General features: G+C 66.6%; 22 protein-coding genes. 8 read left to right on the top strand and 14 right to left on the bottom strand.

The window, feature by feature from the left end; all coding sequences use genetic code 11:
- Positions 1-17 precede the first annotated feature (17 nt).
- Positions 18-380, top strand: coding sequence for an SPW repeat protein (locus QTH97_RS28645; RefSeq protein WP_286571925.1), 363 nt, complete (start codon positions 18-20; stop codon positions 378-380).
- Between the two features lie 216 nt (positions 381-596).
- The gene (locus tag QTH97_RS28640; protein WP_286571924.1) at positions 597-1,562 is read left to right on the top strand and encodes a hypothetical protein; all 966 of its coding nucleotides are present in this window, start codon (positions 597-599) and stop codon (positions 1,560-1,562) included.
- Between the two features lie 108 nt (positions 1,563-1,670).
- On the opposite strand, the gene QTH97_RS28635 is transcribed toward QTH97_RS28640, so the two are convergent.
- The 4 genes from QTH97_RS28635 to coxB form a co-directional block, all read right to left on the bottom strand.
- Positions 1,671-2,984, bottom strand: a complete 1,314-nt coding sequence (locus QTH97_RS28635; RefSeq protein ID WP_286571923.1) for a ferredoxin reductase family protein — start codon at positions 2,982-2,984, stop codon at positions 1,671-1,673.
- Positions 2,985-3,063: 79 nt separating this feature from the next.
- Positions 3,064-3,402 (bottom strand): hypothetical protein, encoded by a 339-nt coding sequence (locus QTH97_RS28630; protein WP_286571922.1) that lies wholly within the window; start codon positions 3,400-3,402, stop codon positions 3,064-3,066.
- Complete coding sequence (gene ctaD / locus QTH97_RS28625; RefSeq protein ID WP_286571920.1) at positions 3,399-5,933, bottom strand: cytochrome c oxidase subunit I; 2,535 nt, start codon at positions 5,931-5,933, stop codon at positions 3,399-3,401. The genes QTH97_RS28630 and ctaD overlap by 4 nt, the downstream gene beginning before the upstream one ends.
- Entirely contained in the window at positions 5,930-6,610 is a 681-nt protein-coding gene (gene coxB / locus QTH97_RS28620; RefSeq protein ID WP_286571992.1) for a cytochrome c oxidase subunit II, read from the bottom strand. Before coxB ends, ctaD begins: the two co-directional genes overlap by 4 nt.
- A 60-nt stretch (positions 6,611-6,670) precedes the next feature.
- Between coxB and QTH97_RS28615 the strand changes: the two genes are divergently transcribed.
- Complete coding sequence (locus QTH97_RS28615) at positions 6,671-7,177, top strand: DUF2231 domain-containing protein (protein WP_286571919.1); 507 nt, start codon at positions 6,671-6,673, stop codon at positions 7,175-7,177.
- On the opposite strand, the gene QTH97_RS28610 is transcribed toward QTH97_RS28615, so the two are convergent.
- From QTH97_RS28610 to QTH97_RS28565, 10 genes are all read right to left on the bottom strand, one after another.
- Entirely contained in the window at positions 7,141-7,653 is a 513-nt protein-coding gene (locus QTH97_RS28610; RefSeq protein ID WP_286571918.1) for a HemJ family protein, read from the bottom strand. The genes QTH97_RS28615 and QTH97_RS28610 overlap by 37 nt on opposite strands.
- On the bottom strand, positions 7,650-8,375 hold the full coding sequence (locus tag QTH97_RS28605) for a cytochrome c oxidase assembly protein (RefSeq protein WP_286571917.1): 726 nt from the start codon (positions 8,373-8,375) through the stop codon (positions 7,650-7,652). The genes QTH97_RS28610 and QTH97_RS28605 overlap by 4 nt, the downstream gene beginning before the upstream one ends.
- A gap of 161 nt (positions 8,376-8,536) precedes the next feature.
- Complete coding sequence (locus tag QTH97_RS28600; RefSeq protein WP_286571916.1) at positions 8,537-8,950, bottom strand: acyl-CoA thioesterase; 414 nt, start codon at positions 8,948-8,950, stop codon at positions 8,537-8,539.
- Positions 8,951-9,073: 123 nt separating this feature from the next.
- Positions 9,074-10,375, bottom strand: a complete 1,302-nt coding sequence (locus QTH97_RS28595; RefSeq protein ID WP_286571915.1) for a TRAP transporter large permease — start codon at positions 10,373-10,375, stop codon at positions 9,074-9,076.
- Positions 10,372-10,896 (bottom strand): TRAP transporter small permease, encoded by a 525-nt coding sequence (locus QTH97_RS28590; protein WP_286571913.1) that lies wholly within the window; start codon positions 10,894-10,896, stop codon positions 10,372-10,374. Before QTH97_RS28590 ends, QTH97_RS28595 begins: the two co-directional genes overlap by 4 nt.
- A gap of 121 nt (positions 10,897-11,017) precedes the next feature.
- Positions 11,018-12,064, bottom strand: coding sequence for a TRAP transporter substrate-binding protein (locus tag QTH97_RS28585; RefSeq protein WP_286571912.1), 1,047 nt, complete (start codon positions 12,062-12,064; stop codon positions 11,018-11,020).
- Between the two features lie 129 nt (positions 12,065-12,193).
- A complete protein-coding gene (locus tag QTH97_RS28580) occupies positions 12,194-13,810 on the bottom strand; it encodes an indolepyruvate oxidoreductase subunit beta family protein (protein ID WP_286571911.1) in 1,617 nt (538 codons plus the stop codon).
- Positions 13,811-13,814: 4 nt separating this feature from the next.
- Positions 13,815-15,968: a thiamine pyrophosphate-dependent enzyme gene (locus tag QTH97_RS28575; protein WP_286571910.1), complete on the bottom strand. Its 2,154-nt coding sequence runs from the start codon at positions 15,966-15,968 to the stop codon at positions 13,815-13,817.
- A gap of 93 nt (positions 15,969-16,061) precedes the next feature.
- Positions 16,062-16,700, bottom strand: a complete 639-nt coding sequence (locus QTH97_RS28570) for a c-type cytochrome (protein ID WP_286571909.1) — start codon at positions 16,698-16,700, stop codon at positions 16,062-16,064.
- Positions 16,697-17,890 (bottom strand): PQQ-dependent sugar dehydrogenase, encoded by a 1,194-nt coding sequence (locus QTH97_RS28565; RefSeq protein ID WP_286571908.1) that lies wholly within the window; start codon positions 17,888-17,890, stop codon positions 16,697-16,699. The genes QTH97_RS28570 and QTH97_RS28565 overlap by 4 nt, the downstream gene beginning before the upstream one ends.
- Positions 17,891-17,983: 93 nt before the next feature.
- Between QTH97_RS28565 and QTH97_RS28560 the strand changes: the two genes are divergently transcribed.
- The 5 genes from QTH97_RS28560 to QTH97_RS28540 all read left to right on the top strand — a co-directional run bounded on the left by QTH97_RS28560 (position 17,984) and on the right by QTH97_RS28540 (position 25,574).
- Positions 17,984-18,889 (top strand): LysR family transcriptional regulator, encoded by a 906-nt coding sequence (locus QTH97_RS28560; RefSeq protein ID WP_286571907.1) that lies wholly within the window; start codon positions 17,984-17,986, stop codon positions 18,887-18,889.
- A 217-nt stretch (positions 18,890-19,106) separates the two neighbouring features.
- Positions 19,107-20,690 carry a xanthine dehydrogenase small subunit gene (gene xdhA, locus QTH97_RS28555; RefSeq protein ID WP_286571906.1) on the top strand — a complete coding sequence of 528 codons (1,584 nt, stop codon included), beginning with the start codon at positions 19,107-19,109 and terminating at the stop codon, positions 20,688-20,690.
- 1 nt (position 20,691) lies between these two features.
- Positions 20,692-23,118, top strand: a complete 2,427-nt coding sequence (gene xdhB, locus QTH97_RS28550) for a xanthine dehydrogenase molybdopterin binding subunit (protein WP_286571905.1) — start codon at positions 20,692-20,694, stop codon at positions 23,116-23,118.
- A 65-nt stretch (positions 23,119-23,183) separates the two neighbouring features.
- Positions 23,184-24,137 carry a LysR family transcriptional regulator gene (locus QTH97_RS28545; protein WP_286571904.1) on the top strand — a complete coding sequence of 318 codons (954 nt, stop codon included), beginning with the start codon at positions 23,184-23,186 and terminating at the stop codon, positions 24,135-24,137.
- Between the two features lie 72 nt (positions 24,138-24,209).
- Positions 24,210-25,574, top strand: a complete 1,365-nt coding sequence (locus tag QTH97_RS28540) for an NCS2 family permease (protein WP_286571903.1) — start codon at positions 24,210-24,212, stop codon at positions 25,572-25,574.
- Positions 25,575-25,632: the final 58 nt, after the last annotated feature.

The following is a 25,632-nucleotide window of genomic DNA, read 5'->3' as shown; positions in this document are numbered from 1 at the left end:
GCGGCAGGAGGTGTGTCATGAAGCAACTGAAACATTGGCAGGATGTGGTCAATGCCCTGTTGGGCGTGTGGGTTGTTCTTTCGCCATGGGCGCTGGGCTTCCAGGACTCGACGACGGCGACGGCGAACGCCGTGCTCGTGGGCGTGGCGCTGATCGCGGCGGCCCTGGGCGCCATGATCGTGCCACGGGCATGGGAAGAGTGGACCGAATGCGCGTTGGGCGTCTGGCTGGTGGTGTCTCCGTGGGTGCTGGGCTTCAGCGCGCTGCAAGCAGCGATGCTGGCCGCAGTATGCAGCGGCATCGTGATCGCGGCGCTGGCGCTCTGGACGCTCTACACCGACAAGGACTACAGCAGCAGTTGGCATCGGCCAGCGCACTGAGCGCGCCCGCCGCGTCGGGCGCGTGCCGGCGAGCCTGTGGCCGCGCCCCAATCCTTGAAGGGACCTGAGAGTGGCGGGTACCCTCTACGGCTGCCGCTCGCCTCCGGATCCGCAATCCGATGGCCGGCGGACGCGCAACGTAGGAAGTTGCTGACATACAGCACGCGGCAGTCGTGCAAAAAGAGAGCTTCGCTGTCTTTCAGGGGGTTGACGTTCATGTCGGAGTCGGTCGTTTGCAACGCGTGCGGGAGCCCCAACCGTGCGAGGGCGAAGTTCTGCACGGGGTGCGCCCGTCCATTGCCCGGCTTCGAGCCGTCGGGGCCGGGTGCGCTCGACCCTGTACTGTCCCATCGCCCGGCTTCCGAGGCGTCGACGCGGGGCGCGGTCGTCCCGGTGCTGCCTGCGGAGACGGCTGCTTTCTGGCTGAAAGCCGGCTACTGGGGCATCGCCATGATTGTCGGTTTCACCTTGTGGTGCCTTTACGTCACCAGCAAGCCCGGCGCGCCGCCGCTGAAGTCGGAGATCATGAGCCTGCTGGCGCCGGTCATGAACGCGTTTCCGAGTTCATCGGCACCAGTAGCGTCAACGGCGCCCGCGCCTGCGACCGCGCCGGCTGTTGCCGATGGCGTTGCACCGGCGGTGATTCCGTCGGGCGATGCCACATCGCCCCTCCATGCCTTGCTGCCAGGGCGCGGCGCTGCAGGCAGCCCTGCGGAATCATCCGCGCAGCCTGCCGAGCAGCCAGCGGCCCGGACGCCGCCGAATGCCAGGAGCGAGACTCGGCCGACTGCGCGCACATCGAAAGGAAGCGCCTACGCGAGCAGAGCCCGCCGGGAACGCGACGACGAACCATCCGTCAGCGTCATGGCGCCGCCGCTCGAGCGTCGCAGTGCCGAGCCGGATCCGGGTCCGCCGATCGCCGCGGGGCCTGGCCCGCTGTATGACTATTCGCGCCTGCCCCCCGGCAGCGCACCGGTTGCCGCCGGCAGCAACCTGGCGCCGTCCAGGCAGGCAATCCCCGACCTGGGGCCGCCGATCGCTCCCGGACCGGGCCCAAGGTATGACGCGGTTCGCGCACCTCCCCAGGTCTCCTCCTGGCCGAGCAATGATCCGGGCCCGCCGATCGCGGTCGGTCCGGGTCCCCTGGTGAACTATTCGACGCGCGGAGCGGGGACGCGATAACTACGATCCAGCCGACCGCCACAAGGCGAATGCGATCGACACCACCACCACCACGATGCCTGTGGCAAGGGCCAGCCGGTCGGCGAGCAAGCGGCGCATCGGAACCTCCTAGACGAAGCTGTAGCGCTCCGAGTGGTATTTGGAAAGTGGCACCTTCATCTCGCCGAGCGCCGCTTCGATGGCATCCATCATCACGTTCGGCCCGCAGATGAAGTATTCGTGGTCGGCGTAGCCTGGCGGGAGGTGACGCCTGAAAATCTCTGCATCGATGTAGCCGCTTTCGCCCGTCCAGCCTCCCGGCGGCTGCGACAGCACATGCACCACCGTGAGGTCGATGCGCTTCTGCAGAGCGTCCAACTCCTCGCGGAAGGTCACCGATTCCCAGTCCTTGCTGCCGTAGAGCAGGATCAAAGGGCGCTTGTCGCCGCGGTCGGCCAGCGTCCGGATCATGCTCACCATCGGCGTGATGCCGATGCCGCCCGCGATCAGCACGTGCATGTCGGCCGGATTGCCGATGGTGAAGGCGCCATAGGGCCCGTCGAGGTAGACGCGCCGGCCGACCGGCACCCTGGCGATTGCGCTCGTGAAGTCGCCAAGGTTGCGGATCGTCATCTCGACGCGGCCGTCGTCGGCCTCGGCGCTCGATGAGAACGAAAACGGGTGCCCTGTGATCTTGAACGGGCTCCCCCACAGCGTCAGCCAGCCGAACTGGCCGGGCCGGAAACGAAAGCCTGCATGGCCTTCGGGCCGCATCACCAGCGTCGTGGTGTCGCCGCGTTCCTTGCGCACTTCGGCGACACGGTACGGTCGGCGCAGCATGAAGAGAGGTTTGACGAGGCGCACATAGAGGAGCAGCGCGATCCAGAAGATCGTCATGCCGATCCACAAGGCACGCTTCCACGGATCGGCCAGGTAGAAGCCCCATCCAACCAGGTGGAGCAGGCCGCCGCCGACGGCGACCACCGCGAGCACGATGTGGGCGATGTGCCAGAACTCGTAGCTGATCTTCAGCCGGGTGCGCCACAGGGCCATGACCACCAGCGTGAGCAGCGAGCCGATGGAGATCACGGCGAAGACGGCGCCGAGCGGCACGTCCCGGAGCGACTCGGGCGGTGCGAGCTTCTCGGAGCCCGCCGCCATCAGGATGAGCGGATGCACCACCACCAGCCCGACCGCGATGAGCGAGACGCGGCGGTGGAAGTGGTAGATGACGTCTTCGCCCCAGGGATCGGTGACGTAACGGAAGCGCGCCGTCAGGCCGAACTGCAGGCCCATCATCGCCAGGCCTGAGTAGCCGAGCGCGACCGAGAACTCCGTCCAGAAATCGCGGCTCGGCGGCAGCGCGCCCGTCAGCAGCGCGAGCAGCGGCGCGAGGATGAACAGCAGATAGATTCCAGACCACACGGCCTTGCGCACGGTCACGGCTCGCTCCCTGAAAGGGGGCGATGCCGGCAGCCTGGCAAGGCCAGTTCTGCGGCATCTCCGACAGGTGTTCGTCCCTTCAGATGCATGTGGTGAGCAGCAGTGGCGGACCAAGGGCGAGCACCCCGCTGGCGAAGGCGGCAATGGTCGCCCAGACGATGGCGTCATGCAGGAAGCTGCCGGTCTTGCCGGTTGCAGGGTCGGGCGAGCCCCTTGCGAACTGGCCCCACATCCATCCGATGACGGCCAGATGCGCGAGGAAGACGATGACCAGGCTCCACCGCAGCGCGCCGGCCGGCCACGCAAAGGCGCAGCCGATGGCATGCAGCGCATAAAGCACCACGAGCGCGATGCACCAGACGGTGAAGCCGCCCGCGAGCCACCAGAGCCGCCGGGGTGGGACCAGCATGGCCCTCATGGCCGTGCTCCGAGCACCGTCACCAGCGCAGGCAGTGCGAGCACCAGTCCCACCGCGATGACGCCCGTCACCAGCGTGTAGTCGATCCACAGGCGCGTCAGGCGCAGGTCGGTGTGCCGCCGAGGCGAGATGAAGCCGGCGTGGATGCGCAACACATTGCTGATCAGGAAAAGCAAGCCGATGAAGGCATGCAGCCCCACGTAGCCGAGCAGCGCCGCGGCGGTCGAGCCGAGCGCGTGCTCGGTGGGGCGTGGCGTGACACCCATGATCAGGCCCACGGCGGCAGCGATGGAGGCCAGCAGCATGAGCGCCGTCAGACCGATCCAGCCCATTGCGCCGCGCCCGGCAATGACCGCCTTCAGCGAGCCGCGCGACGCGACTGCCGCGACCACGAGGCCGGCGACCACGCCGAAGGCCAGCAAGCGGCTCGGCTCGGGCGGCGTCATCGTCTGCCAGTGCGCGCCGGCGAGCCAGAGATAGAAGGTGCCGAATACCAGCGAGGTGAACAGCGTGCCGTTGGCCACCAGTGCGCAGATCAACGACAGCCAGGCCGGCGAACTGGCCACCTCGGTGTGCGGCGGCACGGCGACGCCGAGCCCGACAGGCAGCGGGCCGTAATCGCGCGGCAGGCCGGCGCGTTGCCCCGCGAAGATGAACAGGCCGAAGGTGACCAGCGCCAGCGCGAGCGACAGGAAGTAGAAGCTGAACAGCATCGCGAGCACGGCCCCCGCGGTGACGATGGCGGTGACCAGTGGCAGATAGGTCGGATTCGGCAGCACGATCAACTGCTCGGGCTTGCCGCTCGTCGCGTGCACGCCGAGCGCCTCCTGCCAGCCGTTGCGGGTGAAGCCCAGGTAGCCCTCGCCGCGCGCGAGCGTCAGCGCGAGATCGCCCGGTGCGACGCCATCGGTCTGCGCACCCACGTTCGGGATCGATGCGAACAAGTAGGGCGTCGGCGGAATCCGCATCGCCCATTCGAAGGTCTGGGCACGCCAGGGGTCTCGCCGCACGCGGCGGCCATAGCGCAATTGCACGATCAGGTCGATCACCAGCAGCCCGAAGCCGATCGTCATCACGAAGCTGCCGACCGAGGACAGCAGGTTGAGCGCGTTCCAGCCTTCGTCGCCGTTGTAGGTGTAGATGCGCCGCGGCATGCCCATCAGGCCGGTCAGGTGCATCATGAAGAAGGTCAAGTTGAAGCCGATGAAGATCAGCCAGAACGCAGGCACGGAGAGCCGGTGCACCGCCGCCCGCCCGGTCAGCAGCGGCAGCCAGTAGTAGAGCCCGGCCATCATCGGGAAGGCGAGCGCGCCGGCCACCACGTAGTGCATGTGCGCAACGACGAAGTAGGTGTCGTGCGCCTGCCAGTCGAAGGGCACCATCGCAAGCATCACACCGGTCAGTCCGCCCATCGCGAAGACGAAGAAGAAGCCGAAGATGTAGAGCATCGGCACGTCCCAGCGAGGCTTGCCGTGCGAGAGCGTCGCGAGCCACGCGAAGATCTGCACCGCAGTCGGCACCGCCACGATCGCCGAGCCTGCAGAGAAAAAGGCGAGCGCCAGGTGCGGGATGCCGACGGTGAACATGTGGTGCACCCAGATGCCGAAGCTCAGGAAGGCGAGCGCGATGATCGCGACGACGATGGCGCGGTAGCCGACCAGCGCGCGGTTGGCGAAGACAGGGATGATGGTCGACAGCACCGCCGCCATCGGCAGGAAGATGATGTAGACGTCCGGATGGCCGAAGAGCCAGAACAGGTGCTGCCACAGCAGCGAGTCGCCGCCCCGCGTGGGGTCGAAGAAGGGCAGGCCGAAGGCGCGCTCGATCTCCAGCAGGATCGAGCCCAGGATCAGCGGCGGAAAGGCCACGATCATCATCATCGCCGTCACCAGGATGTACCAGCCGAAGATCGGCATGCGGTCGAGCGACATGCCCGGTGCGCGCATCTTGAGGATCGAGACGGTGATCTCCATCGCGAGCGACAGCGCCGAGATCTCGACGAAGGTGATGCCGAGCAGCCAGACGTCGGAGTTGAGTCCCGGCGTGAACGCGCTCGAACTCAGCGGCGTGTACATGAACCACCCGCCATTGGGCGCGACGCCGGCGATCAGCGACACGGTCAGGATCGTCCCGCCGAAGAGGTAGCACCAGTAGCCGTAGGCGGTCAGCCGCGGAAAGGCGAAGTCGCGCGTGCCGAGGATCTTCGGCGTCAGGTAGACCGCGAAGCTCTCCACCATCGGGATGGCGAAGAGGAACAGCATCATCGAGCCGTGCATCGTGAAGACCTGGTTGTAGGTCTCCGGGTCGAGGAAGCCCGAGTGCGGCGTGGAGAGCTGCACCCGCGTCAGCATGCCCAGCACGCCGGCAATGGCGAAAAAGACGAAGGACGTGACCATCATGCGCACGCCGATGACCGAATGATTGACGGCGGCGAAGCGTTGCCATCCCGGCCCGGTGGCCCAGATCCGGCTCAGTTGCCGGTGCAGGCGCAATGCGCTTCCCTCTGCCTGCGGCTGGGTGGAGTCGCTCATCGCTTCGCCTCCGGTGCGGTGGCTGCCTGCGCCAGGGCGGCGGAAAAGTCCTCCGGTCGATGGACGATGATGACGAAGCGCATGCGCGCATGGCCAGTGCCGCAGAACTCGTCGCAGGTCCCTTCGAAGCGTCCCGGCTCGTTGGCCTGGATGCGCAGCCGGTTGACCTTGCCGGGGACCGCGTCGATCTTGCCGGCGAAGCGTGGGGCCCAGAAGGCATGGATCACGTCCTTGCTCGTCACCACCATGTCGACGGGTGTCCCGGCGGGCAGGAGCAGGACATTGCGCGTCTCGACGCCGCCGCGCTCGGGATAGCGGAAGGTCCACGTCCACTGCTGCGCCACGGCCTCGATCCGTTGCGGCGGCGCGCTGCCCGGCATCGGGAGCAAGCGTTCGCCGACCACCAGGCCATAGGCGAGCAAGGGCAGCAGCACCACCGCGGGCAGCACCAGGCCACCCATCACGATCCAGCGCGTGGGCGACACGCTGGACCCCCAGCCCGGACGCCGGACGACCAGGACGAACAACGTCATGAGCATCAGGAAGAGAACGCCGGCGCCGATCAGCATCACCCACCACATGGTGGCGATCGACGCAGCGGCCGGACCCGAGGGGTCGAGCGCCGACAGCGGCCCCTTGCAACCCGCGAGCACAACTATCGGCCCGGCTTGGAGCACCGCATGCAAGCGACTACGATGGCTCCGCATCGGCCGTACCCGGCGCGAAGGAGGAGAACCATGGCGAAAGGCGACAGCACCGCACCTCCCAGCGAGGTTCTTCTGGAACTGAACCGGCTCGATGTCGGCTCGGCGGTGGCCCTCGTCGGGCATCCGATCCACGTGATGATGGTGCACTTCCCGGTCGCCTTCGTCGTCGCGACGCTGGGTGTGGATGTCTTCTACTGGTGGACGGGCGACGCGTTCTGGCTGCGGACGGGTCTGTGGTCGGCGGGCGCGGCTTTCTGGACCGGCGTGGCCGCCAGCATCGTCGGAACGGGCGAACTGCTGCTCGTGCGCGGCATCAGGATGCTGGAAGCGAGCTGGTCCCATGCCGTAGCGGCGATGACGCTGGTCGCGATCGCAGGGGCCAACTGGGGCTTGCGACTGGTCGACCCCGTGTCCGTCCTGCCGCACGGGCTGGCGTTGTCGGCCCTGTCGTCGGTGATGGTGGGCTTCGCCGGCTGGCACGGGGGCAAGCTCGTGTTCGATCATGGCGTCGGCATCTTGGTCACGCCGAAGGATTGATGCATCCATCGGCCGAGTGCGCCGGGCTCGAACAGATGCGCGGCGACCGCGTTCGAGTCGAAGTGTGGCTTGGCCAGCACCACCCAGAGAATCCCGGCGATCACCACCACATAGGCGCTCGTCAGCGCCACGTACGAAAACCGCCCGAACCGGCCCGCGGGTGAGAAGAGCTGCAGCAGCACGAGTCCGGCCAGGACGTGCAGCATGGCCATGACCCCGACCAGCACCATCTTCACTGAAAACCATTCCACGAAGGTGGCCTGCAGGAAGATCAGCGCCGTCCCGGTGCCGATGGCGATGAAGGCCGCAGGCGAAGTGAGTTCGACGAAGACCAGCCGCGTGATGCGGTGCAGGCGGTCGAGATCGGCGCCGGCGGTGAGGCCCCTGCGTTGCCAGAACAGGAAGGGCAAGGCGAGCAGGCCGCCCGACCAGATCGCGATGGCGGCGAGATGGGCGAACTTGAGGAAGGTTGTCACACCGCCGGCTCTCCGGGGCGCAGGCTGGAATAAGCGATCCACAGGCCCGCGGCAAGATAGGGCAGCATCGCCGGAACCCACATCAGGAGCCCGGCCAATTGTTGGTCGGTGAGCGGCGTGAGTCCCCACGGGCCGGTGCTTGCGATGTGGACTGCATACAGCGGCACGGACGCGAAGACGATCACGGCGCCCAGGAGCCCCATCTGTCCGATCGTCGCCGCGAGCGCCACCAGCGCCGGGCCATAGTGCGCCGCTGGCGCGAGGATCGCACGCCACATCAGCCAGGCGCTTCCGAGCAGCGAGACCTGCATCAGCCAATAGCCCGGCACGCTGGCGAGGCCCCAGGCATAGGCGCCGGGTGCGTGCCAGAGCCACAGGATGAGGGCATGCGCGGTGACCAGGGCGGGCAGCGGCACGCGGCTCGGCCGACGCTGCGGGAAGGCTCGCGCGAGCAGAGGCGCCACTGCGGAGATGAGGATGATGTGGTGCAACACGCGCGCCGAGAACAGCGCCGACGAGAGCGCGCAGAGCGGCGAGACGAAGACGACCCCCATCAGCGCGATCGCACCCCAGCCGGCGCGGACATTGGACGAACGTCCGCTGGCGACCGCGAATGCCAGCATGGCGAGTACTGCCAGCAGCAGCGGGTCAATATTCCAACGCGACCAGAGGTCCTCCGGTACCGCGGCAGGGCCGCAGTAGGCGATCATGAAATCCATCATGGCGCGGCGTCCTCTTCCCGTTGTGCGGCCACGCCGTGGCGTGGGGCTGGAATTGTGTCCGGGACAGGATAGTCGCGGTCGAACCGGGACTCAAGTGCTTCGTCTAGGCGGCGGCGAGCCCCCGGCACCGCCGTCGAGACTCCAATGGAGCAGGCGAGTTGCTACTCGCACAGCCGTCTGATCTGTGCCGGGATCGGCACCGCCCGGATGCCGCCGCCCTCGCGCCTGGCTGCGAAGATCCGCACCTCTTCGCATTCGAGGATCAGGTCTTCGCCGCGCGTCACGCGGTAACGCTGCACGAAACTCTTCTCGCGCCATTCCGGGATGGTGACGGCGATGCTGAGCATGTCGCCGTAGCTGGCGCTCTTCACGAAGCGCGTGTGGGTGTCGACCAGCGGCGTGCCGATCACGCCGAGACTCTCTGCGGTTTCTTCCCAGCGCGGCACGCCACGCTCCGCGAAGAAATGGCGCGAAGCCGCGTCGATCCAGCGAAAGAAGTTGGGAAACCAGACGATGCCGGCAGGGTCGCAATCGCCGAACTCGACGCGGACGGAATGGATGACCTGAATGTTCATGGCTGTCAGGATTGGCTTTCGGGGGAGTGCCGCGGAACCGGCTCTGCCGGGCCGCTGTCATGGCCCCCGGCAGGGCGTTGACGAAGCGACACGAAGTGCGCGCAGGCTGGGCGCGAACTCATGTCAGCCCATTCTCGTCGGTAGCCAGAGCGCAATGATGGGGAACGCGATCAGGATCACGAGCCGGATGATGTCCGTCAGGATGAAGGGCAGAACGCCCTTGAAGATGGTGGTGAAGCTCACATCCTTCACCACGCTCTTGATGACGAAGACGTTCATTCCCACCGGCGGATGGATCAGGCCCAGCTCGACCGTCATCACGATGATCACGCCGAACCAGATCGGGTCGAAGCCGAGGTGCACGATCACCGGGAAGATGATGGGAACGGTCAGGATGATCATCGCCATCGCGTCCATCAGGCAGCCGAGCACGAGGTACATCAGCATGATGAGCGCGAGCACGCCGTACCGGCCGATGCCCAGGCTGGTGAGGAACTCGGTGAGCTTCTGCGGGCTCTGCGTGATCGTCAGGAAGTAGCCGAACAGCAGCGCGCCGATCAGCACCGTGAACACCGCCGCCGCCGTGCGCGTGGCCGAGAGCAGCGCCTCGCGGATCTTCGGGCCGTCGAGCTTGCGGCGCAGCAAGCCGAGGATGAATGCGCCGCTCGCACCCACGCCACCGGCCTCGGTCGGCGTGAAAAAGCCGCCGTAGAGCCCCCCGATCACGAAGACGAACAGCACCAGCGGCGCCCACACGTTCTTCAGGTCGACGACGCGATCCTTCCAGGGCCTGACTTCGCCGCCCGGCAGCCAGTCGGGTCGGATCTTGACGATGAGCACGATGGTCAGCACGTACATCGCCATTGCCAGGATGCCGGGGACGATGCCCGCCATGAAAAGCTTGCCGATGTCCTGCTGCGTGAGGATGGCGTAGACGGCGAGCACCGTGGAGGGTGGCAGGATCGCGCCCAGGGTGCCGCCCGCCGCGATCACGCCGGTGGAGAAGGACTGCGGATAGTTGAAGCGCCGCATCTCCGGATAGGCCACCGCCGAAAAGGTCGCCGCCGTCGCGACCGACGAACCGCAGATGGCTGCGAAGCCGCCGCAGGCCAGCACGGTGGCGACGCCCAGGCCGCCGCGCAGGTGGCCGATCATCGAGTTGGCTGCCTTGAAGAGCTCGCGGCTCACGCCCGAGACGGACACCAGCGCGCCCATCAGCATGAACATCGGGATCACGCCGAAGGTGTAGTCGGTCACGGTGCGCATGGAGGTTTGCCCGACCAGCTTGAGCGCCGGGCCGGGGCCGACGATCCATGCGTACCCCGTGACACCCACCAGGCCCATCGCCATGCCGACCGGCACGCGCAAGAGCATCAACGCAAACAGAACCACAAAGCCCAGAACGGCAATCGCATCAGTGCTCATTCATCCGCCTTCAATTCGGGCTTCTCGTCGTGAAGCAGCTCGGGGTGGAAGATCAATCGATAGGTGCGAATGGCGATCAGGACGACCGCCGACACATCGCCGAGCCAGGCCACGGCATAGAAGGGCCAGGTCGGGATGTTCATGTCGTAGGTCAGCACGTGGTCGACGTAAGTGGCGCGCACCTTGTCGAACAGCGTGGCGGTCTGCACCGCGACGACGAAGAGCAGAACGAGCGTGGCGAACACGTCGATCCAGCGCTTCATTCGCGGGCCGGCTGCGGTCCAGACCAGATCGACGGTGATGTGGCCGCCGCGGTAGCTGGTGGCCGCAATGCCCCAGAAGATCAGGATGCCCAGCAGCATGCGGCCGAAGTCGTACGAGTCCGGAATTGACGTGTTGAAGAACTTGCGCAGCACCACCGCGATGAAGATGTTCAAAGCCACGATCCCCACGAACATGGCCGCCAGCCACTCGATCGTGTTGATCATCCGGTCCATCAGGTTCTCGGTTCGCCGGGTCATGAATGCTCCAAACGCTTGTGCCGAGGGTCGCCGCGCGCGGCCGCCCGAAGCGGCCGGCCCACCCCCGGCGGGCGGCTGGCGAGGCGACACGAAGTGCGCGCAGCCCGGGGGAGAGCGACCATCACAAGGCGGACTTGTTCTTCGCGAGGCTGGCCTTGAGCGAGTCCATCACCGCCTTCGGGTCCTGTCCGACCTTCTTCACGCCTTCTGCCCATTGCGCTTCGCCGGGCGCGGTAGCCTTGCGCCATGCGTCGAGCTGGTCCGGCGTGAGCTTGTAGATCTCATGGCCCGGCTGGGATCCGATCTTGGCGCGGCCGGCGAATTCGAACTCGGCCCACGGCGTGGCGACCTTCTCGGCCCATTCGCTGGTGCAGTGGTCGTCGATCACCTTCTTCTGCGCGGCCGACATGCTGTCGTATTTGCTCTGGTTCATGGCCCAGACGAAAGGCGTGACGTAGAGCGGCACGTCCATGTGGAAGCTCACCACCTTGTCGATGCCGAACAGGCCGATGGAGCCCCACGGGAAGGTGATGGCATCGGCCACGCCGCGCTCCAGCATGTCGCGCGATTCGGGCGCCGATGCCTGCACGTTCGTGCCGCCGAGCGAGGTGACCATCTGGCCGATGGTGCTCGTCGCGGGGCGGATCTTCATGCCCTTGATGTCGGTCGGCAACGTGATTTTCTTGCGTGCATGAAAGGTGCCCGGGTCGTGCACGAAGGCAAAGCAGAACTTCACGTCCTTCATTTCCTTGGCGGCGTACTGGCGATACCACTCGTCGATGGCGGCCGAACCTCCTTTTCCGTTGGAGAACAGGAAAGGAAGCGACGCGCCGGCCATGATCGGGAAGCGGCCCGGCTGGTATCCCGGGTTGACGTAGGCAAAGTCCGCAATGCCGTCGCGTGCCATGTCGTAGTGGTCGAAGGCCTTGCCGAGCTGTTCCGACGGGAACAGCGTCGCGGTGATCGTGCCGTTCGATGCCTTCTTGATGTCATCGGCCCATGCCTGCAGCGACGGGTTCAGCGGATGCTGCGCCGGCACCCAGCTCGACATCTTGAGATTGACGGGCTTGTCCTGGGCCTGCACCGGCGCGGCGGCAAGCGCCAGCACGGCCGAGAAGGCCAGCACGGCGCGTGTGGCGGCCGAGGTCGGGAAGCGGGTGGTCGGCATGGGGTTGTCTCCTTGCAGTGGGATGGAATCGGTGATCCGTCGGTGCGCCTTGTCGTCGTCCTTGTGCAGTGCGCAATCGATTATTTTTTATAAGAGTCGGGGGTGCCGTAAATGGGCGTTTACCTTGAGTCAGCGCGCATGGCTCGTCGAATCGGGCTGGCGCTTCATCCAGCGGATCGGTTGCGCCTTCACGGGGCGTGGCGGCGCGCCATGACGCACCAGCGCGGCATCCAGCGCGGTGCCGGCATCGTCGGCGAGCGCGGCCTCGCGTGCAGCCGCAATGGCGGTCGTTCTCGTGGAAGGTGAGGCGCCCGGCGGCGGCGCGATGGCGAGATGCTCGATGACGTGAAGCAGGTTGTGCTTGCCCCGCTCATTGGTGCTGCCGTAGCCCTTGATGAGCCGGCCGCACAGCGCGATCTCGTGGCCGAGGCGCCAGTCGGTGCGCGTGCCGTGCTCCACGGCATCCAGCCACCGGCCGATCAGCGCCTGTTCCTCGGCGAAGCGCTGGCCGCGCTTGCGCAGCCAGCGCAGCGAGGCCAGCACGCGCAGTGAGGCCATGCCCAGCATCGAGTGGCTGCCGACCTTGAGCGGTAGCGCCCACGGCGTCTTGCGGCGGCGGTCCCAGGCGGTCAAGCGACGAGCGAGCGCCGCCGGCAGAAGTGCCGCGAATTCGGGCGTACCCGGCTTGAAGTGGTCATAGACCTTGACGATGTCGTCGTCGCCTGCCTTGACCTCGTTGCGCACGCGCAGTGCACGGCTGGCGCGGCTTTTCAGTTCGGCCACCCGCACGATGTCGTCGAAGGCCATCCAGAGGGCGAGCCAGCGGGCCATCTCGCGGGTGATCGCGAAACCTTCTGCACCGGCCGGGTCGACTGTGCGTTCGGCGGCCAGCACCTTCTGCAGCCGCTCGACATACAGCATGGCGTAGTCCGCGTCCTGGTAATCGAGGACACGGGCATGTCCGAGCGCCAGCATGTCATGTACCGATGGCGGAAAGAGGCACGCCAACGCTGGCGGCAATGCCTGCCGGGAAGGGACGTCGTTCTCATTCGTGGCGAGCAGGCTCGTGACCAGGGCGGCCTGCTGCCTCGGCGCGTTCACCATGTCGAAGGCCTTGCCGAAGCCACGCAGGCTCGCCTCCGCCGCCTTGCTGACTTTCTCGGGAGCGTCGGTGTCGCCGCCGCGCACCACCCGTTCATACGCTTCGCGCGGGAACGGGAAGATCCCGCTGCCCGCGATCGCACCAAGCATCACGGCGCTGACGACCGTGCCGGCTTCTCGCGCCGCGGTGCCCATGTCGAACACGTGATGCTCGCGGCTGAAGGCCTTGACGACATCCAGCAGCCGCCGCGCATCGGTGCGGCCGTCGCCGGGTTGCATGCGCTCGGCGGTGGTGAGCGTGCGGCTGGACGAGGTGATGACGAGGGTCCGGTCCGGCGAGCTCATGCCGTTGCCGACCTGGCGCGTGGTCTCCAGCAGCTCCGACGAGACGATGGCGTCCAGCGCTCCGGGCACGGGGCTCAGGCTGAACACCGGCTTGCGTCCGTCAAGCTCGGCCATGGGCACCGGAAAGACTTCGACGTAGTAGGTGGTGGCGCCCGTGCGCTGCGCGACCCCTGGAATCGAGGTGCTCTGCGCCGCATGGCCCGCACGGCGCGCGATGTCGACCAGCCATTCGGTCAAGACGCCACCGCCTTCTCCGCCGAGGGCACAGACCAGCAGGGTGATGGGTTGGGTGCGGTTCATCGTGTCACGCGGGTTGAAGCGCACGGACTACGGCGCCGCGCAGGTGGTGCAGAAGCCGCTCGTGCCACTTCGGGTTCTGCACCACTTCCGCCCGATAGAAGCTCGGGCACAAGGTGGCCGCGTGCGCGTTGGCGCCGCACAGGCCGCAGCCGACGCAGCCGTCGATGACCACCGCCACCGGGTCGACTTTCAGCGGGTCCGGGTTGTCCTTGATCGTGAGCGTGGGGCAGCCCGACAAGCGGATGCAGGCATGGTCGCCGTTGCAGACGTCCTCGTCGACGCCGTACTTCACGCGCACCACGCGTTCGCCGCGCTGAAGCAGGCTGGCGATCCACGGCTTGATGCGTCGCTGTCGCTCGAGCTGGCATTCGCCTTCGGCAATGATCACCTTCAGCCCGTTGAAGTCGCTGGTGAAAGCACCGTTGAGCGTCTTGCGCATCTTGTCGACGTCGTAGGTGTAGACCGTGCGCAGCCATTGCACGCCGAGGCCTTTCAGCGTCGACTCGATGGTCCGGTTCTTGTCGACCAGGCTCTGTTGCTTGTCGACGGCATGCTCCTTCGCCTCGTCGTCCGGCGTGGAGATGATGTCCTGCGTGCCGGTGGCCGAGGTGTAGCCGTTCTTGAAGATCAGCAGCACTGCGTCGTCGCCATTGAAGAGCGCGCTCTGCACGCCGGTCAGCAGCCCGTTGTGCCAGAAGCCGCCATCACCCATGATCGACAGCGCCCGGCGCTGCATCATTGGCGACACGCCCGCGCGGCTCGCGAGGCTCATGCCGTAGCCGAGGATCGAGTGTCCCATCGAGAAAGGCTCGAAGGTGCCGAAGGCATGGCAGCCGATGTCTGCGGCGATATGCACCGGCCCGCTGTCCTGCTGCGCGAGCTTGAGGGCCGCGAACACCGGGCGCTCGGGGCAGCCGATGCAGAAACTCGGCGGGCGGTTGGGCAGCGGCGCCTGGAGCCGGGTCGCGACGGCGGCGCGGCGGTCCCGGTTGCCCATGAGCCAGCCCGCGGCAGAGTCTTGCGAATGCTGGGGCAGGTAGCGCGCGGCGAACCGGCTCATGCCCGTCGCCAGCACCTCGACGCCGTATTCGCCTGCCGCCGGCAGCATGTCGCAGCCGTGCAGCGCCGTCCGGATGTCGCGGCGGCGCAGCATCGTGGCGATTTCCTGCTCGATGTATTCGGGCTGGCCTTCCTCGACCACCAGCACCGCGCGCTTGCCCAGGCAGAAATCGGCGACCTGCTCCGGCACCAGCGGATAGGCGACGTTGAGCACCAGGAGGGGGATGTCGGTCGCGCCGAAGGCATCTGCCAGCCCGAGTTGCTGCAGGCTGCGGATCAGCGCGTTGTAGAGGCCGCCTTGCACCACGATGCCGAGGTCCGCATGCGTGCCGGCGATCAACTCGTTGAGCTGGTGCTCGGCGATGTAGCGCCGGGCGGCGGGCAGGCGTTCCTCGCCCTTGAGCTTCTCGTGGCGGAAGGTGACGGGCGGGTGCGCGAGCCGCATGTAGTCGAAGCCGGCCGGCTCTTCGATCAGGGCCCGCGTCGAGATGGGCGGCGGCACGTTGTCCTTGCATTCGAAGCTGCCGCGCACGTGGCAGGTGCGGATGCGCAACTCCATCATGCAGGGCATGTTCGAGTATTCGGAGAGGCGGAAGCCATGCTCCACCATGTTCACCATCACGCCCAGGTCGGGCCGAGGATCGAGCAGGCACATGCTGGACTTGAGCGCATAGGCGTGCGTGCGCTCCTGGATGACGGAGGCACCCTCGCCGTAGTCCTCGCCGACCACGATCAGGACGCCGCCCTTGACGCCGGGTGATGAAAGATTGGATAGCGCGTCGGCCGCGACATTGGTGCCGACGATCGACTTCCACGTGACGGCGCCGCGCAACGGATAGTGGATCGACGCGCCGAGCATCGCGGCTGCCGAGGCCTCGTTGGAGCAGGCCTCCACGTGCACGCCGAGTTCGTCCATGTACGGCTTGGCCTGAACCATCACGTCGAGCAGGTGCGACACCGGGGCGCCCTGGTAACCGCCGACGTAGGAAACGCCCGATTGCAGCAGACCCTTGGTGATGGCGAGGATGCCTTCGCCATGAAAGGTGTCGCCCGCACCCAGGCGCAGCGCCTCGATTTCCTTGCTGAATGAAACTTCCACGAGACTCGACTCCGTTGGCCTGTGTGTTGTCGTGGTTCGGGTGCGCGGAACCGGCGTCGTGCTTTCGCCGACGCCGTTTTCCTGGAACCGTTCCTATTTGCCCGCCGGCTTGGCGGGTTCGCCGGGGAAGCGCGCCACGTAGTAGGCGATGGTGTCGAGATCCTCGGGGGGGATGCGGCTCACCGCCTCGCCCATCGCCTGCGTGTAGCCTGGGCGCTTGCCCGACTTGAACTCACGCAGCGTCATCTGCAGGTAGTCCTCTCGCTGCTGCCCGATGCGCGCCACCTGTTGTCCGCCGCTCAGGTCGGCCCCATGGCACATCAGGCAGCGATGCTCCTGGGCCAGGGCCTGTCCGCGTGCCATGCGTGCCGCATCGGGCGGCGTGGCAGGCGGCGGCGCTGGGACGGGCGGCAAGGTGCCGATGTATTCGGAGAAGCCGCGCAGATCCTGGTCGGACATGGTCTTGGCCACCGCGGTCATCGCTTCGTTGGCGCGCCGCCCTTCACGAAACAGGAAGAGCTGCGTGATCGCATAGAAGGAATGCTGTCCGGCAAGGGCCGGCGTTCCCGGCATGTCGCTGCGCCCGTTCGCGCCGTGGCAGGCTGCGCACAGCGACGCGAAGCGCTGCTTGTAGCTCTCGGGCGCGGGTTTGCCCTGGGCGCCGGCCGGCAGCGCCGCCAGTCCAAGCAGCGCAGCGGCTACCGAAATCGCCAGTCTTGCCCGTCCTCTCATTTGCCGCCGTAGCTGATGCGGTAGATCGCACCCGCGTGGTCGTCGCTCACCAGCATCGATCCGTCCTTGAGCACGAGAAAGTCGACTGGCCGGCCGAGGTAGCTGTTGTTCTCCACGAAGCCGGTCATGAAGGGCTCGACCTTCGCACCACCCTTTCCGTCGGGCCATGCGACGGAGACGTCCGCGTACTTGACGGTGCGATTCCAGGGGCCGTGGCGCGCGATGAACATCGCGCCCTGGTACTTGGCCGGGAACATCTTGCCGTTGTAGAACTTGAGGCCCAGCGAGCCTGCATGCGGGCCGAGCAGCGCGGCCGGCTTCTGGTAGTCGCTGCAGCTCTTGCCCCAGCCGAATTCCGGGTCCGGAATGTTGCCCTGGTGGCAGTACGGATAGCCGAAGTGCTGGTTCGGCTTCGTCACCACGTTGAGTTCGTCGTTCGGCAATTCTTCGCTGAACCAGTCGCGGCCGTTGTCGGTGAACCAGAGGTAGCCGGTCTTGGGTTCGAAGTCGAAGCCCACCGTGTTGCGCACGCCGCTGGCGACCGTCTCGATGTTGCTGCCATCGAGATTCATCCGGTAGATCTTGGCGTATTCACCCGGATCGCAGATGTTGCAAGGCGCTCCGATCGGGAAGTAGAGCTTGTTGTCGCGGATGCGCAGGAACTTCCAGCTGTGGTCGTTGCCTCCGGGCAGCTTGTCGTAGAGCACCGTCGGAGTGCCGGGGTTGTCGAGCTTGTCCTCGATGTTGTCGTAGCGGTAGATGTGCGTGTTCGTGGCCACGTAAAGAGAACCATTGTGGTACTCGATGCCGGCCGCCATCGGCAGCTTGTCGATGATGACCTTGGCCTCGTGCTTGCCCTTCTCGGGAATGGCGTAGACCTTGTTGCCCACGAAGAGCGTGCTCACGAACACATTGTCCTTGGCGCCTTGGCGAAGCTCTCGAGCATCGAGCACGCCCGATGCCCAGGTCTCGACCTTGAAGCCCGGCGGCAGCTTGAACTTCTTCGTCGGAAGCTGGTCCGCTGCCGTGGGGATGGGAAAGGCCGGCACCGGCGCCATGCGCGTGGCGGCCTCGGTCTTGGGACGGCCCTTCGCCCAACCGGGTTCTTCGGTCGGTGGCTGCTGCGCCCACGCGGCAGTCGCCGCGCAGGTCAAGGCGGCAATTGCCGCATACGGACGGATCATGGCCATGTCGTGTCTCCTTCTCGTGTTGTCGGCGTGACGCCGTCCAGCAGTTTGAGGTTGCGACCGGTCACCATCAATAAAATAATCCAGCTAAGCGACATGAATCCCATGCATATCGATGCCATCGACCTCAACCTGCTGCGCCTGTTCGACGCCGTCTACCGCGCCCGCAACGTGAGTCGGGCAGCCGAATCGCTCGGGCTCACCCAGCCCGCGGCGAGCCACGGGCTGGGCCGGCTGCGCCTGCTGCTGAAGGACGCTCTCTTCGTCCGCAAGCCGGGCGGCGTATCGCCGACGCCGCGCGCCGATCGGCTCGCGGTGGCGGTGCAGTCGGCATTGGGCACGCTGGAAGTCGCCTTGAACGAGCCCGACCGCTTCGAGCCCGGCGCCTCGCGCAAGACCTTCCGCATCCACATGAGCGACATCGGCGAGGGCCGCTTCCTGCCGGCGCTGATGGCCAGGCTCGGCGAACTCGCGCCTGGCGTGCGGCTGGAGACCCTGCCGCTGCAACCCACCGAGATCGCGCCCGCGCTGGATGGCGGCCGAGTCGACTTCGCCTTCGGCTTCCTGCCAAAAGTGGGGGATACGCAGCGCGTGACGCTGTTGAAGGACCGCTACATCGTGCTGCTGCGCAACGGCCATCCCTTCGCGCGTTCGCGGCGCAACGGCCAGGCGCTGCTGGCATCGCTGCAGAAGTTGGAGTACGTCGCAGTGCGCACGCACGCGGAAACGCTGCGCATTCTTCAACTACTGAACCTGGAAGACCGGGTGCGCCTGACGACCGAGCATTTCATGGTGCTGCCCGCCATCGTCCGCGCGACAGACCTGGCGGTCGTGATGCCGCGCAACATCGCGCGCGGCTTCGCGGAGGAGGGCGGCTACGCGATCGTCGAGCCGGCCTTTCCGCTGCGGGATTTCACCGTGTCGCTGCACTGGAGCAAGCGCTTCGAGGCGGATCCGGCGAACCGGTGGTTGCGGCAGGTCATCCGGGATCTGTTTGCCTAGGGCGGCGAATCGATTCCCCGCGTCGGCGGCGCGCACATCCCTGTTCCCGAACCCTTCCCGGGAACACAATGGAACCCGATTCAAGGGTTTTCCCCAGCGTCACATACCAAGCCCCACATAGGCGCTATGGCCGTGACCGTATGCATTTGGTGCGCCAAAGGACTAACTTCCAGTTGGCCCGATTTTTGATCGCGATAACCCCGTTGCCCCCACGAGCATGAGCATGACACCGAGCACCCAACCCATCCGCTTCTTCCACCGCGGCCGGATCGTCGACGTCAGCGGCGTGCATCCGACCCGTTCGGTGCTCGACTGGCTGCGCGAGGACGCCCGCTGTACCGGCACCAAGGAGGGATGCAACGAGGGCGATTGCGGTGCATGCACCGTGGTGATCGGCGAGCTTGCCGATGCCGGCGAGCACGGTGCGGTCGACGGACTGCGCCTGTCGACGGTCAATGCCTGCATCCAGTTCCTGCCGACGCTGCACGGCAAGGCGCTGTTCACGGTCGAAGACCTGAAGGCGCAATGCAGCCACGGCCACGACGCCCAGCAGCACGACAAGCACCCGGTGCAGCGCCTGCATCCGGTGCAGCAGGCGATGGTCGACTGCCACGGCTCGCAGTGCGGTTTCTGCACCCCCGGTTTCGTGATGTCGCTGTGGTCGACCTACGAACATCATCAGGCCGGCGGCACGCGGCCCACGCGACAGCAACTCGCCGACGATCTCTCGGGCAACCTGTGCCGCTGTACCGGCTACCGCCCGATCCTCGACGCCGGCCAGCGCATGTTCGACCTGCCCGACGTGCGCCTCGACACGCAGCCCGTGGTGCAGGCCTTGACCAGCCTGCAGCACGACCAGACCTTCGAATACGCCGCCCCGCTCGGTCAGCGCCTGGACCACTTCCACGCGCCGACCACGCTGGATGAACTCGCCGCTCTGCGCGAAGCCAAGCCGACGGCGCAGTTGCTCGCCGGATCGACCGACGTCGGCCTCTGGGTCAACAAGCAGTTCCGCGACCTCGGCGACATCATCTTCGTCGGCGACGTGGCCGAGATGAAGACGGTCGAGGAGCGCGGCGATGCGCTCTATATCGGCGCCGGCGCCTCGCTCGAGAACGCCTTCCGCGCGCTGACCCGGCGCGTTCCGAGCCTCACCGACGTCTGGCTGCGCTTCGCGTCGCCGCCCATCCGCAACGCCGGCACGATGGGCGGCAACGTCGCCAATGGTTCGCCGATCGGCGATTCGCCGCCGGTTCTCATGGCGCTGGACGCCCAGATCGAGCTGCGCCGCGGCGACAAGGTGCGCCGCATGCCGCTGCCGGATTTCTACGTCGACTACATGAAGAACCGGCTGGAGCCCGGCGAGTTCGTGCAGGGTCTCTCGGTGCCGCTGGCGGCGCTCGGGCGCCAGGTGCGGGCCTACAAGATCAGCAAGCGTTTCGACTGCGACATTTCGGCCCTGTGCGGCGGCTTCGCCGTCGAGCTGGACGGCGATGTGGTAAAGGAAGTGCGGCTTGCCTTCGGCGGCATGGCCGCGACCGTGAAGCGCGCCGCGCAAGCCGAAGCCGCGCTGGTCGGCAAGGCCTGGACGCAGGCCAGCGTGAACGCCGCCAAGCTGGCGCTGGCTCAGGATTTCAAGCCGCTGACCGACATGCGCGCCAGCGCGGATTACCGCCTGCAGGTGGCGCAGAACCTGCTGCAACGCCTGTGGCTGGAGACGCGCACGACCGATCCGTTGCCGGTGGAGGCGACCAGCGTCTGGAGCGTGATGCCCCACGAAACGAGCGTCGAAGGAGCCTGAGATGAACAAACCCCTCGATCCCAGCCTGTTCAAGTCCGCCGAAGCCTTTGCCGACTACCTGACCAACACCGCGGCGCGCATCGACGAACGCGCCGAAGCGAAAGCGCATGGCGACGGCGCGCGCGTGGGCATCAGCCGGCCGCACGAGTCGGCCCAGTTGCACGTCGCTGGGGAAGCGACCTACATCGACGACATTCCCGAACTGGCCGGCACACTGCATTGCGCCCTGGGCTTGTCGCCCATTGCCAATGGCCGGCTCAAGGACATGAAGCTCGACGCCATCCGGGCCATGCCGGGCGTGGTGGCCGTGATCACGGCGGCCGACATTCCGGGCAGCAACGATTGCGGATCGATCATTCACGACGACCCCATCCTGTGCAGTGGCGACATCCGCTACATGGGACAACCGGTGTTTGCCGTCATCGCCGAGACGCGCGACGCCGCGCGCCGTGCCGCGGCCCGTGCCAAGGACGTGCTCGACATCGAGGCTGCGCCGCCCGTGCTCACGCCGCAGGATGCGCACGCCAAGGAGCAGTACGTGGTTCCGCCGATGCACCTGGTGCGCGCCACGAACGAAGGCGGCGCACAGGCCGCGATTGCGAAGGCGCCGCACCGGCTCAAGGCCGAGCTCGACGTCGGCGGGCAGGAGCAGTTCTACCTCGAAGGCCAGATCAGCTATGCCATTCCGAAGGAAGGCGGCACGATGCACGTGTACTGCTCGACGCAGCATCCGAGCGAGATGCAGCATCTGGTGGCCCACGCGCTGCACCTGCACGCGAACGAAGTGCACGTCGAATGCCGTCGCATGGGCGGCGGCTTCGGCGGCAAGGAATCCCAGTCCGCGCTCTTCGCTTGCGTGGCGTCGATCGCGGCCAACAAGCTCAAGCGCCCGGTCAAGCTGCGGCTGGACCGCGACGACGACTTCATGATCACCGGCCGGCGCCATTGCTTCTGGTACGAATACGAAGTCGGCTACGACGACGACGGCCGCATCCTCGGCGCCGAGATCACGATGGTTTCGCGCGCCGGCCACTCGGCCGACCTGTCAGGCCCGGTGATGACGCGTGCGCTGTGCCACTTCGACAACGCCTACTGGCTGCCCGACGTGGCCATGCACGGCTACTCGGGCAAGACCAACACCCAGAGCAACACGGCGTTCCGCGGCTTCGGCGGTCCGCAGGGCGCGATCGCGATCGAGAACATTCTCGACAGCGTGGCGCGCGAACTCGGGCGCGATCCGCTGGATGTGCGGCGCGTCAATTTCTACGGCAAGGGGGAGAACAACGTCACTCCCTACGGCCAGGTCGTGAGCGACAACATCATTCACGAGCTCGTGGCCGAGCTGGAAGCCAGCAGCGGCTACCGCGGCCGCCGGGAAGAGATCGCGGCCTTCAATGCGAAGAGCCCGGTTCTCAAGCGCGGCATTGCCCTGGCGCCGCTGAAGTTCGGCATCTCCTTCAACGTCAAGCATTTCAACCAGGCCGGGGCGCTGGTTCACGTCTACACCGACGGCTCGATCCTCGTGAACCACGGCGGCACCGAGATGGGGCAGGGCCTCAACACCAAGGTGGCGCAAGTGGTGGCTCACGAGCTGGGCGTGAGCTTCGAGAGCGTGAGGGTGACAGCCACCGACACGCAGAAGGTTGCCAACACCTCTGCCACGGCCGCCTCGACCGGCGCCGACCTGAACGGGAAGGCCGCGCAGGACGCGGCGCGGCAGATTCGCGAGCGGCTTGCCGCCTGCGCCGCCAATCGCCATGGCGGCGACGCTTCGGCCGTGCGCTTCGCCAATGACAAGGTCGAGGTCAACGGCCGCACGCTCTCGTTCAGCAGCGTGGTGGGCGAGGCTTACCTCGACCGTGTGCAGCTCTGGTCCGACGGCTTCTACGCCACCCCGGGCCTGAGCTGGGACAAGGACAAGATGTTCGGCCGCCCGTTCTTCTACTACGCCTACGGCGCGGCGGTGAGCGAGGTGATCGTCGACACGCTCACCGGCGAATGGAAGCTGCTGCGCGCCGACATCCTGCACGACGCCGGCAAGTCGCTGAACCCGGCGGTCGACATCGGCCAGGTCGAAGGCGCCTTCATCCAGGGCATGGGCTGGCTCACGACCGAGGAACTGGTGTGGCACCCGAAGACGGGCCTGCTGACCACGCACGCGCCGAGCACCTACAAGATCCCGACGGCCAATGACTGCCCGCCGGTGTTCAACGTGCGGCTGTTCGAGGGCCAGAACTTCGAGGACTCGATCCATCGCAGCAAGGCCGTCGGCGAGCCGCCGCTGTTGCTGCCGTTCTCGGTGTTCTTCGCGATCCGCGACGCCGTGTCGGCCGTGGGCGAGCATCGGACCGATCCGCAATTGCGCGCCCCGGCGACGAGCGAGGCCATTCTCCGAGCGATCACCGCGGTGCAGAACGCGGCCGCCTGAGGGCACTTCCATGTGAATGCAGCGCTGTATAACTGCCCGCACATTCCAGACCACGGTGGGCAGCCATGAGAGACCAAGCGCTTCTAGACAAGATCGATCTTCATCTCATCAGGGTTCTACATACCGTGTTGACCGACCGCAGCGTCTCGCGTGCCGCCATCCGATTGGGGATGTACCAGCCCGCCGTTTCCGCAGCCCTCAAGCGGCTGCGTGAACTGTCGGGCGACCCGCTGCTGGTGCGCTCCGGCTCGGGCATGGTGCCGACCGATGCGGGCCTGAGGATGATCGAGCCCAGCGCCGCCATCCTGCGCTCGGCCGAGGTGCTGTTCAGCGACGCGCGCGGCTTCGATCCGCAGACGGCGGCAACCACCTTCCGCATCGCGGCAAGCGACTACATGGACCCGCTCTTCCTGCCGCATCTGGTCGCGCAGATCAAGAGCCAGGCGCCGCTGTGCCACATCGAGATCCATCCGCTGAGCTCCGACTCGGACTACCACGCGCATCTTTCGCTGGGTCAGGTCGACGTGGTGATCGGCAACTGGCTGAAGCCGCCGGAAGACCTGCACATGGCGAGGCTCTTCGGCGACGAGATCGTGTCGCTGGTCAACAAGGACCATCCGGCCGTGCGGCGCGGCTGGGACCTGGAGAGCTGGCTCTCGGCCGAGCACATCGCGCCCACGCCCACCCATCCGGGTGCGCGCGGGATCATCGACCAGATGCTCGACGAAATGGGCCGGCAGCGAAACATCACGGCGCGCTGCGCGCACTTCGGCCTCATTCCGGACATGGTGGCTTCGAGCCTGCTGGTGCTGACCACCGGCCGCCAGTATTGCGAGCGCTTTCTCGACCGGTTGCCGGTCGCGATTCTCGAATGCCCGGTGCCGCTGCCGCGCCTCATGTACTACCAGCTCTGGCACGAGCGCACGCACTCGTCGAGTTCGGCGCGCTGGCTGCGCGAGCGCGCCAAGGCCGTGGCGGCGTCGCTGCGACCCACTGCACAGGCGGGCGGCCCTGAATAGATAGATCTCGCGCCGGCGTCGCGAGCAAGGACAGACAACGCCATCGATCCATAAAGACTCGGAGACAAGACGATGAACCGGACAGAACAAGTGCTCGACATCAAGGAGCACGGCGCACCGACGCAGCCCGCCGCAAGGGGCTGGGCGGAACGGGTGTTCAAGCTCAGGGAGCACAACACCACCATCCGCACCGAACTGGTGGCGGGCCTCACCACTTTCCTGACGATGGCCTACATCATCTTCGTCAACCCGTCGATCCTCGGCGACGCGGGCATGCCGAAGGACGCCGTGTTCGTCGCCACCTGCCTGATCGCCGCGCTGGGCACGGGCATCATGGCCCTCTACGCCAACTACCCGATCGCGTTGGCGCCGGGCATGGGGCTCAACGCTTACTTCGCCTACGTGGTGGTGCTGCAGATGGGCTTTACCTGGCAGGCGGCGCTGGGCGCGGTCTTCGTCTCGGGTTGCCTCTTCCTGCTGGTCACGGTGTTCAAGTTGCGCGAGCTGATCATCCGGGGCATACCGCATTCGATCCGCATCGCGATCACCGTGGGCATTGGCCTCTTCCTGGCGATCATCGCGCTCAAGAGCGCAGGCATCGTGGCGCCGTCGAAGGCGACCTACGTCACGCTCGGCGACCTGCACACGCCGGAGGTGGTGCTGGCGACGCTGGGCTTCTTCCTGATCGTGGTGCTCGACCGGCTCAAGGTGCCCGGAGCGATCCTGATCGGCATCATCGCGGTGACCGTGCTGTCCTTCTTCTTCGGCGGCAACACCTTCCACGGCATCTTCGCGGCGCCGCCGTCGATCGCGCCGACCTTCCTGCAACTCGACATCAAGGCGGCGCTGTCGGGCGGCATCCTGAACGTGATCCTGGTCTTCTTCCTGGTCGAGCTGTTCGACGCCACCGGCACGCTGATGGGCGTGGCCCGGCGCGCCGGCCTGCTGGTGCCGGGCAAGATGGACCGGCTCAACAAGGCGCTCCTGGCCGACAGCGGCGCGATCTTCGCGGGATCGCTGCTGGGCACCTCCAGCACCACCGCCTATGTCGAGAGCGCGGCGGGCGTGCAGGCCGGCGGACGGACGGGTCTCACGGCCCTCACGGTGGCGGTGCTGTTCCTGGCGGCGCTGGTCATTTCGCCGCTGGCCGGCGCGGTGCCGGCCTATGCCACCGCGCCCGCCTTGTTCTTCGTGGCCTGTTTGATGCTTAGGGAACTGACCGAGCTCGATTGGGACGAGACGACCGAGGTCATCCCGGCCGCCGTGACGGCGCTGACGATGCCCTTCACCTATTCCATCGCCAACGGGCTGGCGTTCGGCTTCATCACCTATGCGGTGCTCAAGCTGTTCACCGGCCAGGCCAAGCAGGTGCACTGGATGGTGTGGCTGATCGGCGGCGTGTTCCTTTTCAAGTTCATCTACATCGGCGGACACTGACGACAATACGGCGACCGCCCAGGGGGCGGTTCAGGGCTCGAACGACAACCCACAGGCC

Origin of the sequence: Variovorax gracilis, from assembly GCF_030317115.1 — a bacterium.
In the GTDB taxonomy this organism is placed as follows: Bacteria; Pseudomonadota; Gammaproteobacteria; order Burkholderiales; family Burkholderiaceae_C; genus Variovorax; species Variovorax gracilis.
Note: the sequence above shows the minus strand (reverse complement) of the source record. Positions and strands in the feature narration are given on the sequence as shown.